The organism is Pedobacter cryoconitis (assembly GCF_014200605.1).
GTDB classification, from domain to species: domain Bacteria; phylum Bacteroidota; class Bacteroidia; order Sphingobacteriales; family Sphingobacteriaceae; genus Pedobacter; species Pedobacter cryoconitis_B.
Genome location: NZ_JACHCE010000011.1, coordinates 109,166 through 119,885, shown reverse-complemented (window position 1 = coordinate 119,885; position 10,720 = coordinate 109,166). Strand labels below are relative to the sequence as shown.

Annotated in this window: 13 protein-coding genes and 1 tRNA gene; 11 read left to right on the top strand and 3 right to left on the bottom strand. The window is 36.0% G+C overall.

Features of this window, described 5'->3' with window-relative positions:
- Window positions 1-110 precede the first annotated feature (110 nt).
- The 7 genes from HDE68_RS24145 to HDE68_RS24115 all read left to right on the top strand — a co-directional run bounded on the left by HDE68_RS24145 (window position 111) and on the right by HDE68_RS24115 (window position 3,326).
- Window positions 111-183 (top strand) — tRNA-Lys (locus tag HDE68_RS24145).
- A gap of 245 nt (window positions 184-428) precedes the next feature.
- On the top strand, window positions 429-572 hold the full coding sequence (locus tag HDE68_RS24140; protein WP_183884886.1) for an Arm DNA-binding domain-containing protein: 144 nt from the start codon (window positions 429-431) through the stop codon (window positions 570-572).
- Between the two features lie 18 nt (window positions 573-590).
- Window positions 591-1,079, top strand: a complete 489-nt coding sequence (locus HDE68_RS24135; RefSeq protein WP_183884884.1) for a phage integrase SAM-like domain-containing protein — start codon at window positions 591-593, stop codon at window positions 1,077-1,079.
- Window positions 1,080-1,301: 222 nt separating this feature from the next.
- On the top strand, window positions 1,302-1,535 hold the full coding sequence (locus tag HDE68_RS24130; RefSeq protein ID WP_183884882.1) for a hypothetical protein: 234 nt from the start codon (window positions 1,302-1,304) through the stop codon (window positions 1,533-1,535).
- Between the two features lie 438 nt (window positions 1,536-1,973).
- Window positions 1,974-2,183, top strand: a complete 210-nt coding sequence (locus tag HDE68_RS24125) for a hypothetical protein (protein ID WP_183884880.1) — start codon at window positions 1,974-1,976, stop codon at window positions 2,181-2,183.
- Between the two features lie 47 nt (window positions 2,184-2,230).
- Window positions 2,231-2,521 carry a hypothetical protein gene (locus HDE68_RS24120; protein WP_183884878.1) on the top strand — a complete coding sequence of 97 codons (291 nt, stop codon included), beginning with the start codon at window positions 2,231-2,233 and terminating at the stop codon, window positions 2,519-2,521.
- Window positions 2,522-2,531: 10 nt separating this feature from the next.
- On the top strand, window positions 2,532-3,326 hold the full coding sequence (locus HDE68_RS24115; RefSeq protein WP_183884876.1) for a hypothetical protein: 795 nt from the start codon (window positions 2,532-2,534) through the stop codon (window positions 3,324-3,326).
- Between the two features lie 120 nt (window positions 3,327-3,446).
- On the opposite strand, the gene HDE68_RS24110 is transcribed toward HDE68_RS24115, so the two are convergent.
- Together HDE68_RS24110 and HDE68_RS24105 are read right to left on the bottom strand one after the other, a co-directional pair.
- The gene (locus tag HDE68_RS24110) at window positions 3,447-4,046 is read right to left on the bottom strand and encodes a helix-turn-helix domain-containing protein (protein ID WP_183884874.1); all 600 of its coding nucleotides are present in this window, start codon (window positions 4,044-4,046) and stop codon (window positions 3,447-3,449) included.
- A 714-nt stretch (window positions 4,047-4,760) separates the two neighbouring features.
- Complete coding sequence (locus HDE68_RS24105; RefSeq protein WP_183884873.1) at window positions 4,761-5,621, bottom strand: LysR family transcriptional regulator; 861 nt, start codon at window positions 5,619-5,621, stop codon at window positions 4,761-4,763.
- Between the two features lie 94 nt (window positions 5,622-5,715).
- Between HDE68_RS24105 and HDE68_RS24100 the strand changes: the two genes are divergently transcribed.
- Genes HDE68_RS24100 through HDE68_RS24090 form a run of 3 tightly spaced genes read left to right on the top strand, consistent with a single transcriptional unit; the run spans window position 5,716 to window position 7,787 of the window.
- Window positions 5,716-6,756: a threonine aldolase family protein gene (locus HDE68_RS24100; protein ID WP_183884871.1), complete on the top strand. Its 1,041-nt coding sequence runs from the start codon at window positions 5,716-5,718 to the stop codon at window positions 6,754-6,756.
- Between the two features lie 38 nt (window positions 6,757-6,794).
- The gene (locus HDE68_RS24095; protein WP_183884869.1) at window positions 6,795-7,568 is read left to right on the top strand and encodes a hypothetical protein; all 774 of its coding nucleotides are present in this window, start codon (window positions 6,795-6,797) and stop codon (window positions 7,566-7,568) included.
- A 42-nt stretch (window positions 7,569-7,610) separates the two neighbouring features.
- Window positions 7,611-7,787: a hypothetical protein gene (locus HDE68_RS24090; protein WP_183884866.1), complete on the top strand. Its 177-nt coding sequence runs from the start codon at window positions 7,611-7,613 to the stop codon at window positions 7,785-7,787.
- Between the two features lie 210 nt (window positions 7,788-7,997).
- Here HDE68_RS24090 and HDE68_RS24085 read toward each other — a convergent pair whose 3' ends face one another.
- On the bottom strand, window positions 7,998-9,053 hold the full coding sequence (locus tag HDE68_RS24085) for a two-component regulator propeller domain-containing protein (RefSeq protein ID WP_183884864.1): 1,056 nt from the start codon (window positions 9,051-9,053) through the stop codon (window positions 7,998-8,000).
- Between the two features lie 203 nt (window positions 9,054-9,256).
- Here HDE68_RS24085 and HDE68_RS24080 point away from each other — a divergent pair, with 203 nt between their 5' ends.
- Window positions 9,257-10,147, top strand: a complete 891-nt coding sequence (locus HDE68_RS24080; protein ID WP_183884861.1) for a winged helix-turn-helix domain-containing protein — start codon at window positions 9,257-9,259, stop codon at window positions 10,145-10,147.
- The last annotated feature ends 573 nt before the right edge of the window (window positions 10,148-10,720 follow it).

The following is a 10,720-nucleotide window of genomic DNA, read 5'->3' as shown; positions in this document are numbered from 1 at the left end:
CAGGCTACTATAGGATAAGCACAATATTTATTTGCACTATACGTATGCTAGCCCTATATTTGCATCACTTTAAACGGAAACGCTTAGAGTATTGTTCTGAAAAGAATAATGATTCCGTAGCTCAGCTGGTAGAGCATTACACTTTTAATGTAGTGGTCCTGGGTTCGAATCCCAGCGGGATCACAAAGAATAGTATAAAAACTACGTAAAAGCTTGCAAATCACATGATTGCAAGCTTTTTTGTTTACTGGAAAACCCAAAAACACACATTAAATCACATATAAAATTGAGTGATTCGGTGAGTAATTTCAGGGAGTACAAAACTCACCGAATTGAATACAATCTTCTGATTTACAGAAAGTTCAATCATTGAACGACTTGATTCGCTTAGACTGCAAGGCTAACTTTGTTAACCTTAAATCTTTATTATGAAAACGAGTTTCAGTCTGCTTTTCTACCTGAAAAAGCCAAAGAATTACATTAAAGGTGCTGTTCCTGTTTATTTAAGAATCACCGTTGACGGAAAACGCGCAGAACTTGCGACCAGCAGGGATTGCGAACCTGAATTGTAGAACACCAAGGCGGGACACATGACAGGCACTAAGGAAGATACCAAAACCTTTAATACTTATCTGGACAAGATGAAAGCCAGGGTTACTAACTCCCACACCCTACTTTGCGGGCAAGATGCAGAAATTACCTCCGAGGCGATTAAAAGCAAGTACATGGGTAAAGCAGAAAAAATGCATACTATATGCAAGGCTATCAAAATCCACAACAAAAACATGGAGGAATTGGTCGAAAAGGAAGATTATGCAAATGTTACGCCAAAAAGATTTGAGATACTGGAAAGACATGTCAAAGATTACCTGTCTTATAAATACCAGAAAAGTGACCTTAACATCAGGCATATAGACCATGAGTTTATAGATGGCTTTGATTTCTATCTTCATACCTCCAAGGACAATGGAGCGAATACGGCAAGTAAGCACCTTAAAAATCTCGGGAAAATTGTTCTCATCTGCATGAAAAATAAATGGATCAGTAGCGATCCTTTCTTTGGCTACAAGTTAAAATAAAAACTCGTCCAACGGGAATACCTTACAAAAGATGAACTACAAAGGATTGCTGATAAAAGTTTTACTACTGCTAGATTATCACAGGTACGGGATTTTTTCCTGTTCAGTTGTTATACGGGACTATCTTATGCGGACGTACAAAAGCTAAAATTATCAGATATTCGTGTAGGGAATGACGGTGAAAGGTGGTTATTCAGTTATAGAAAAAAGACAGGTACAAGAGTGGCCGTTCCTCTGTTACCACTTGCCGGAGATATTCTGGACAGGTATAAAGATCATCCATTATGTATTAATCATAACAAAGCTTTACCCGTTTCCACAAATCAGAAAATGAACGAGTACCTGGCAGAAATTGATGTCCTTTCAGACGTTGTCAAAACACTAGGCAACCGGATTGCAAAGCGCACCTTTGCCACAACTGTAACTGCTTTCAGAGTTTCTTTTCACCTCTGGTAAATCAGATCCTTCAATTTCATAGATCACATTTCGTAAATCATCTGGTGCTATCATCTTAATAATCTGGTAGATAAATTTACGGACAATAGGATATAGAATTGGAGACATTAGTCCCAATGTTCTATTCACCGAATTTCAAATAAACGTGATAGATTTTAATTTTAAAATTTCAGACCAACATAGTATGTCATTTAAAAGCAATGTTAACCCATTTCTTAATATCTCGAAACCTATATTTTCATTATAAAACAATTTAGTAATACGCACTTTCAAGAATGAGACAAATGACTTCGCTCAGGAAAGCTCAATTTTATATATTTGATATACAATTACTTAGTTCGTTTTCAAAAAAAAACACAAGAATGAAACTCTTGAATTAAATAAGGATAAGGAATTGACAAGCATGAATAAATAATGCATAACCCAATTTAAATTATCATGAAAAAGAAACAAATAAATTCGGAAAAGGCTAAAACACATTTAATTTTATTTGGGTCTATTACTGATCCCGGAGGTGGAGGCGGTGGCGGAGATCCTGGTGGTGGCGGTGGTGGAAATCCAGGCGGTGGCGGTGGCACCCAAAATTGCATTGACGAAATGGAAGCTGCACTTGCAGGTCAAGTAGTTAATATTTCTGTATCGATATAGATTCAGCTAACAGGTATATAACATATACGTGGACAGCTTATAGAGGCTTGTTCAATTCTTATCAATTTAACAGCGTAGATGCAGGTTATCAGCAATTGGTAAGTGGGGTTTGGCAATTTACATCTATCGCGCATCAAAACGTATATTTAACAGGATCAACTGGTGGTTTTACAGTAGCTTATACTGATATATTACCTCCAAATGGCGTTGTTGTTGGTCCACATTTAGCAACGATGACATTAAATTTTAAAATAAGGGGAACTACTTATTGTTTTGGTTTACCTATTGAAGGAGATATTACTCTTAACGGAATTGCAAGCAAATCATTCACCGTATAATTGATTAAAAATGAAGTTCTTTCTTAAAATAGCCTTAATAGTCCCTTTTGTCTTTGTTTATATAGGTTTTAATAGCTTTACATTGAATGATGATTTAAAAGACTTTAAGGCTATTCACATTACAAGTACCTGGGAAGTCCCACAAAAAACTGGGGAACATATGACATTTACACGCTCTCCTGATCTTATTTATTCAAATAATTACACAATATCAAGAGAGCCTTACGAGGTTACTAATACTTATGTAAAAATAAACAATTCAGGACAAGAAGTTCCTGATCCAATGAGGCCAGCAACACTTGAAATTCGTTATCGATATTGCATTTCTAAAAAGGGTCAAAAAAATGGCATTTGTTATAATTCGATCTCTGATTCGACAGGTAAAATCTATCCATTAGATTCATTAATCAAAGACTTTTTGCATTTCCCATCTCTTTTTTACTATGGAAGGGGTAAAGGAAAAGATTCTATTAAAGTCATAAAAGATTATAAAAATGGTTATCTGACTGAAATAATTACAAACAGAAAGATGTCAGAGAGAGATCCTGATTCCTCCTATTTTTACTTTAGAAAAAAACCTCTTGATTATTCCTTTCTGATCAAAGATAAGCGGTCAGATAATATGTATCTCTATAAAGCCCTCATAATTTTCAATCATATTCCAAAGGCTGATCTTATCAATAATGTTAGCGAAAAAAAAACAAAATTTAAGCATTCGTTCGAACTTAAAGAAGTCGATGTACCAGATAAAGAAAACCTGAAAATTCTTATTGAAAAATTCAAAAGATCATCCGAAGGTAAATGATACTATGACTGCTTTTAAAACTCCTGCAAAATAATATTTATTAGAATAGAATAATTACTAGTTGCAAAGGAAACATTTATGCTGGGATTTTATATAGTAAATAAAATCCCAGCATAAATTTCATCTTAGAAATCTAAAGGCAGGTTGGTAGAATACTTTTTTTCTATAGTAACATCTAATACAATTGATTAGGATCATCACTCCATTTATCACATAAAATACAGGTATAATCATAATTATTTCCACTCTCCCATTACTATGTTCACTAAGATTTGGAAGTGGGATTGACACGTTTAACATCACACTAATTAAAACAAGTGCATATAACAAGAATACTACTAAACACCACGTAATTTGAAAATTTACAAGACGTTTTCCGGTTTCGTTAATATTTCTAATCTTGTCTTTCTTTAACATCCAGATAGCAAGCGGAACGATAATTCCTAACAAAGGAAATACAATAAAACACAATGCTGATATATTTAGAAACACTAAAAATTCCTTGTCATCCTGTTCAGCCCAGTCTATCAATTCATCTGGGGCAACGTTTAGCGCATTTGCTATTCTTTTCAATGTATCACCCCTTGGTTCAGTTTCACCAGCTTCGATTCTCTGGACGGTTCTTAGGTTAATATTAGCAGTCTCAGCCAATTGCTCCTGACTAAAACCTTTACGGCTACGCAAATCCTTAATTTTTTGAGCCATTTCTGTATTTTTCATAACTGTAACTATTTGGTAATATAAAGATATGCTAAGGCCCCATTTTTCTTTACGACTTGTTTACGGCATAATTACGGCATAGCTGTCTGATCCTATTTAGAAGGACAAAATCAACTAAATCACTTCCTTAAAATACAATTTTAACTTTAATCTTTTGGCTCCTTTATTAGGCTTGGTTATTTATTGATAAACCGATAAGTATCTCTTAACTGATCTACAAAATACCGGAAATAGGCTTCATAATGTACTTTGAGAAACAACATCCTGAAATGTGTACCGGAGAAAAATTCTAAAACCACGCAATCCCTTGTGGAATTTAACAGGTAAGATGTTTGTTAATCGCATGCTGACCTCACAAAAAAAGAGGTAATCTGGATAAAACACACCAAAATGACCCCTCTTCACCATTCTAAAATGCTCCCCTCTGCCAGAGCAAAGTGTTCCCCTGAAAAGAGCCTTAAAGTGCTGCATTGAATGTTTCTCCGGACGCGGTTTTTGTTTAGATTTTCGTTGAACAAAAACTTACGATTACCATGTCCAATAAACCGATTATCTATTATTTTTTAAAGCTACTGCAGAACTTAAATGATAAGTTGCAGTATTTCTTTAACTGTATTTTGCCATTTCACTATTGTATTCTTGAAAAAGAGCGTTTAAGGAAGACATCCAATGTATGAAATCTTATATTTTAAATTTTAATATCACTCACCAATATCATGTTATTAATGAGATTACGTTTCTAATGAGTGGATTATCCTCATTTTTTCTCCAATAAAGATAAAGAGGAATGGTAAAAGGAATTTCTATAAATTTCACGCCAACGACAGAAGAGAACGAAACACTTATTGGAACTATGGAGATACCAATACCTGTAGCCACCAATGACACTACCGTTGATGCAAAATCTGATTCAATAACTATTGAAGGATTGATCTGGTAGTGATCAAAAATATTTTGAATTAATGCGGGGTAGCTATATCCCGGTTGTAAAGCAGGTAAAATAAATCTTTGCTTGTTGAGTATATCTGGTTTTAAATCACTATTTGACTTAATATCATGCATGTCAGATACGACAAAGGCAAAACTCTCCATTTCTATTAGTTTGGAGTCTAACATTTCACTAGAGTGTTTATATCTGCTAAATGCCATGTCTACTTTAAACTTGACTAAGAACTCTACTTCCTGGTCGTATCGCAATTGGATAAGTTCAGTTTTCACTAATGGATACTGCCCAGCTATTTTACTTAGAAATTGAGGTAATAACCTATGATCCATCGACCCAGGATGTGTGATGCTGACTGTGCCGAGAGAACCTTGCTCAATTTTTTTTGCATAGGCGATTGTAGCATCAAATTGCTCCATAATGGGTTCCCAATGATCTTTCAAGAATTTCCCTGCATCAGTCAATTCTACACTACGTTTGGTTCGTTTGAAAAGCTGAACGTTTAGCTCTTGCTCCAGTCCTTGAATATGTCTGCTGAGGGAGGACTGGGTAATATTTAACTGGTAAGAAGTTCTCCAATAATGGAGTTCTTTGGACAGCGCTAAGAAATATGATATCTGGTTTGATGTCATGACACTAATGTTTAAAGTGCATTAATAAATATAAAGTTAGCATTTCCAGGCATCAAACTCGAATGTACCTTTGTAGTATTATAATTGATATCAGATGAAAATTTATAGTTTTAAAAACGATTACAGCGTTGGTGCCCATCCCAATATACTCAAAGCACTTTGTGAGAGTAATGATACACTGCAACAAGGATATGGCGATGATGAATATTCGCTTTATGCGGCTAAGCTTATCCGTGAAAAACTTGGAGCAAGCGATGCCGGAATTTATTTGGTTTCAGGGGGAACACAAGCTAATTTAACTGTTATATCGTCAATACTTAAGCCCTACCAATCGGTTATTTCAGCTGCATCCGGACACATTAACCATCATGAAACAGGTGCAATTGAGGCTACAGGCCATCGAATTGAAGCTCTGTCAACTCTTGATGGCAAATTGTCACCAATGTTGATTCAATCATATCTCACGTCTGTTATGGAGATACATATGCGCATGCCGAAATTGGTATATATCTCCAATTCAACTGAAATTGGTACTCATTACACAAAGCTAGAACTGGTTGCCCTTTGGGAATTCTGTCAAGAAAATAACTTATATCTTTTCCTTGATGGTGCCCGTCTGGCATCTGGATTAAATGCCGGAGATATCAAATTCTCCGATCTTGCAAAGTACACAGATGTGTTTTACATAGGAGGAACAAAAAATGGAGCTTTACTTGGGGAAGCAATCGTAATTAATAATCCTCTATTAAGAGAAGACTTTGGCTATAACTTGAAGATGCGGGGCGCATTGCTTGCAAAAGGCAGGCTATTAGGTATTCAGTTTATCGAACTATTTAAGAATGACTTATACTTCGAGATTGGAGCACACCTTAACCGTACCGCTGCAGAACTTTCCGAAGGAATTAAAAAGCTAGGTTACGAACTATCCATAGACTCCAAGACAAACCAAATATTTCCTGTATTCCCTAATTCAGTTATTGCAGAGCTGGAGCAAAAATATGATTTCTACGTATGGGAACATCTTGTTGGCGAAAAGGCAGTAGTACGCCTGGTTACAAATTGGGCAATATCGAACCAGATAGTCCAGCAATTTATTGCAGATTTAGCGCAGTGTCATTCTCAACAAATTAACTAATCACAAATTTTAAAAGGATGCATTTTACAGATGGCAATATGAAAACGAAAATACTCTATTTTGACGCGCCAAAATTAACGCAAAACAACTCAATAATTGTTTTTACCGGAACAGATGAAAGAGGGTTTTATTTGATACCGAATGAGTCGTGTTTCTTCCCTGGTGGAGGAGGCCAAGAAACGGATAAAGGTGAGTTAGTTATTAATGGCGAGTTTTTTAATATAACAAACGCCAAGTTTATTGATAAGCAGCTTAGAATATATGTAGATCAAACATCGACACCCCTCTACCCGGGATTGTCAGCAGACATCATTATCGATCCTGTTAAAAGGTCGCTGAATTCCCTTTTACATTCCGCAGGTCATTTGCTTTCATCTGTAGTATATGAGGAATTGAGACTAGACCTTCAACCTATTAAAGGATTCCACTTCGAAGCCGGAAGCCATGTTGAGTTTATTTCCAAATCAGGAATAAACCAAGTTGACCTTAATGAAATCAACTACCGACTTCAACAAAATGTTGCAGCAAAGCATCCATTCACGTCAAAGATCGTTTCTTCGAAGTCGAAGGAATATGAAGACGCTTTTAGTATTACCGGGTTCTCACCTGAGGAAGATGACGCTGTACGGCTTGTAACAATTGGTGGTTTTCTCTCCTATGCTTGTGGAGGAACTCATGTTGAGCATACAGGGTGTCTGGAAGGGTTAAAAGTTAACGGATACAAGCAAAAAAAAGGAAATCTAAAAATAAAATATGGGTTTGAAAAGGCTGTAGAAGGTATTAAAAGCAATACTAGTCATAATTGTAGTTAGGTATAGAGACACCACAATTTATAGTTGATAAGACTTCTTGATATGAAAATGAAGAAAGAAAAAGAAATTAAGGAAAGTGGAGATTTAGCAATAGTGCCATTTGAACCTAAATATAGTGGGCCGTTCAGAGCATTGAATGCTGAGTGGATCAGCACATACTTCAAGATGGAAGATAAGGACTATCAATCATTTGATACCTTTAAAACTATATCAAAATGAATGAATTACATGTGCCCGGCAAATCACTAAAAAGTTTTGTATTAACGAAGGAGTTCAATAGTTCGAAGAATTTGCAAGTTCCTGCTTAAACTTTCGATATATCGGTGTTGGTTATGGTGAACCAGGCGTAGATAAGTCGTTTGCTGTATACTATAGGAATTATATTGATTAATAATAATTGACAAATGATTGTAAAATCAGTAATACACATTATTTCTGACCCTCTTTACTTTTAAAGTCCGTGATGGTCTTTCCATCATAACGATACACTCCGAAAAAAGATCCATATAAAATACTTCCATCATTAGCTTCTAAAATCCCACAAAGCATTCCTTTACCTCCTTCATATTTTGACTTTATTTCGGTTAGAGTGGGCTTTTTATTGTACAAGGATTTTTGATCATAACGGGAAAGTGCCCAATCCCCATTGGGTTTTACTGCACCAGTAGTCCAGATGTTTCCTTTTTTATCTTCGATTATAGCAGAAGCACCCCGATGCGTTACCTTAGTAAAGGTACTGCCGTCATAGCGCCAAAGACCATCTGAAACGAACAACGTATCGCCTTTTTTATCTTCGATTATCGACCCGCCGAACCAAATATTTCCTTTTCTATCTTCGATTAAACCTCTAACCTTGTTAAAGGCTTTACCGTCTTTATTTTTAAAAACAGTAAATGTTTTTCCATCATAAAAGCAAGCCTCGCCACTTGTGCCAAACCAGAATTTCCCGGTTTTATCTTCCATGATAGTAGTAATATCATTATTGGGCAGTCCGTCTTTCGTTGTAAAATTTCGAAAAAATTTCCCATCGTAACGACTTGCTCCACCTCCGGTGCCGAACCAAATATTACCTGTTTTATCTTCATAAATTTGAAAAGCTTGATTACTGGCAAGTCCCTCCCTAGTTGTAAAATGTTTAAAGGATTTTCCATTGTAATAATAAACTCCTGAATCAGTAGACGCGAACCAAAGGTTTCCTCGTCGATCTTCCAGAACATCCCAGAATCTGCGTGAACCAACTTTACTTGTAAGATTAGTAAAAGATTTTCCATCATATCGAAAAACACCACCAAATGATGCAGCAATCAAAATGGTGCCATTTCTGCCTTTTTTTATGTTACGAACCATTGTGTTAGGCCCGTAGGAAGTGACTGTGTCTTTGGTTTCGGGCTTAATATTAACTTTGGGTACGTTTGTTTGGTTATGTCCACAGGAAGTGTGAAAAATAGACATCAGGAACAAAGCATATAGGTGTATGTATTTCATAATTTATTTAATATGGGTAATAGCTGCACAGTTCCAATAGCTGTCAATGCAGCTACCTTCTTTCATTTTTTAGTAAACACTAAGACATTTTTATTTGTCGAAGTATATCAATTTGATTCAGCGAAATTACTTTGATATCTTTCGCCTTGAGAGATTTGGATTGTAAATAAAAATGTAAACTTTGTAAATAAAAACCTGACACTATGTTTGATAGCCGAAATCTCCTGTCCGGGAAAGGCAAGTACCTCTTTGGATTCATACTGCTTTTATCTATTTCTGCAATCTACGCAGCTTTCAGTATGAATGATAGCGACGACTTCGCTACCGCAAGAAGGGAAGTTTTACTCCGGAGGATCGGGCATGAACTACTTTTACAGTCGGGCGACAGTACATCAAGGGTGCTTCCGGTAAAAAAGATCGTTAAAAATGAGTACCAGATCAGTTTTGAGAATGAGCTTACTTTTCAAGCGGATTTCCTGGTAAATACTACCCGGCGTCTATTGGCCAAAGACCCGCTCGCAGGTGATTATGTTGTTAATGTTCTTAACAGTGGCAAACCCGGTATAGCCTATGGATATGCTATATCCAAAAATAAAAAAGATGATATTGTAGCTTGTATAGGAAGAAAGCAGCCCAGAGCACGTTACATGATCACCATTAAATTTAAACCGCCTAGCATAAATACAGTAAAGAATGAATTTCTGCTAGGCGGTTTGCCCTTTTTAGCATTTGTTGGTTTTATTTTTTTGAGATCTGTTAAGCCGAGTCGGGTCTTACGTGATGGTCAGAATACTGGTATAGTCACTTTGGGATCAATGTTGTTCGATGCAAAGAATCGTAAGCTCATGATAAATGGAAAGATGATAGAGCTGACCAGAACTGAAACCCGTGTATTGCATATTTTCGCATCTTCTCCTAACGAGACCATAGAGCGAAGCCGGTTACAAAAAGAGATATGGGAAGATGAAGGTGTTATAGTAGGTCGCAGTTTGGATATGTTCATATCCAAACTTAGAAAGAAACTGGAATGTGATCCGAACATCAAAATTGTTGTAATACGCGGTAAAGGATATAAGCTTGAAATTAGCGCTTAAGAAGAATCTTCCCGCTCCGAACTGATCTTATTAGCATTCAAATCCGGCATTTGTAAAACTCTATCCTGAACAACTAATGTGGTATAATTAAAGAACTACCCTAACCGGAGATCGAATCAAAAATGACGTTTTACAAGGGATTAAGCCACATTAAAGATCCACTAAAAACTACAACCCAAAACCAGAGTCGTCCATTCGGGACATCTAAATAATAAATCTGACTTGCGTTTTTTAGGATAAATGGTATATTTACTATATAGCATTTGTAGCTAAAATATATTAAAAAAAAAGGTGCGTTATTCGGGGAGTCGAATTTCAAAAGCCATCCAGATATTGTTTAATTGCTGATTTTTACAAAGGTGCAAATGCCAGCGGTATCACCAGATTCTATATCAAAACGTACAAACCCCTGCAAACTATAGTTTGCAGGGGTTTGCTTTTCCGGGGGTGTAAAAACTTGCACCAATTCTCCTATAAAAAGTGAGCGGTTCTAGGTATTGTTTCACCCTTAATCATTAAATAATGAAAACGAACTTCAGCCTGCTTTTTTATCTGAAAAATCATATTAAAAAA

Bases quoted from the DNA above. Each gene is read 5' to 3' on its own strand.
- HDE68_RS24140 (WP_183884886.1), top strand. From the start codon at position 429: ATGAAAACGAGTTTCAGTCTGCTTTTCTACCTGAAAAAGCCAAAGAAT.
- HDE68_RS24135 (WP_183884884.1), top strand. From the start codon at position 591: ATGACAGGCACTAAGGAAGATACCAAAACCTTTAATACTTATCTGGAC.
- HDE68_RS24125 (WP_183884880.1), top strand. From the start codon at position 1,974: ATGAAAAAGAAACAAATAAATTCGGAAAAGGCTAAAACACATTTAATT.
- HDE68_RS24115 (WP_183884876.1), top strand. From the start codon at position 2,532: ATGAAGTTCTTTCTTAAAATAGCCTTAATAGTCCCTTTTGTCTTTGTT.
- HDE68_RS24110 (WP_183884874.1), bottom strand. From the start codon at position 4,046: ATGAAAAATACAGAAATGGCTCAAAAAATTAAGGATTTGCGTAGCCGT.
- HDE68_RS24105 (WP_183884873.1), bottom strand. From the start codon at position 5,621: ATGACATCAAACCAGATATCATATTTCTTAGCGCTGTCCAAAGAACTC.
- HDE68_RS24100 (WP_183884871.1), top strand. From the start codon at position 5,716: ATGAAAATTTATAGTTTTAAAAACGATTACAGCGTTGGTGCCCATCCC.
- HDE68_RS24095 (WP_183884869.1), top strand. From the start codon at position 6,795: ATGAAAACGAAAATACTCTATTTTGACGCGCCAAAATTAACGCAAAAC.
- HDE68_RS24090 (WP_183884866.1), top strand. From the start codon at position 7,611: ATGAAAATGAAGAAAGAAAAAGAAATTAAGGAAAGTGGAGATTTAGCA.
- HDE68_RS24085 (WP_183884864.1), bottom strand. From the start codon at position 9,053: ATGAAATACATACACCTATATGCTTTGTTCCTGATGTCTATTTTTCAC.
- HDE68_RS24080 (WP_183884861.1), top strand. From the start codon at position 9,257: ATGTTTGATAGCCGAAATCTCCTGTCCGGGAAAGGCAAGTACCTCTTT.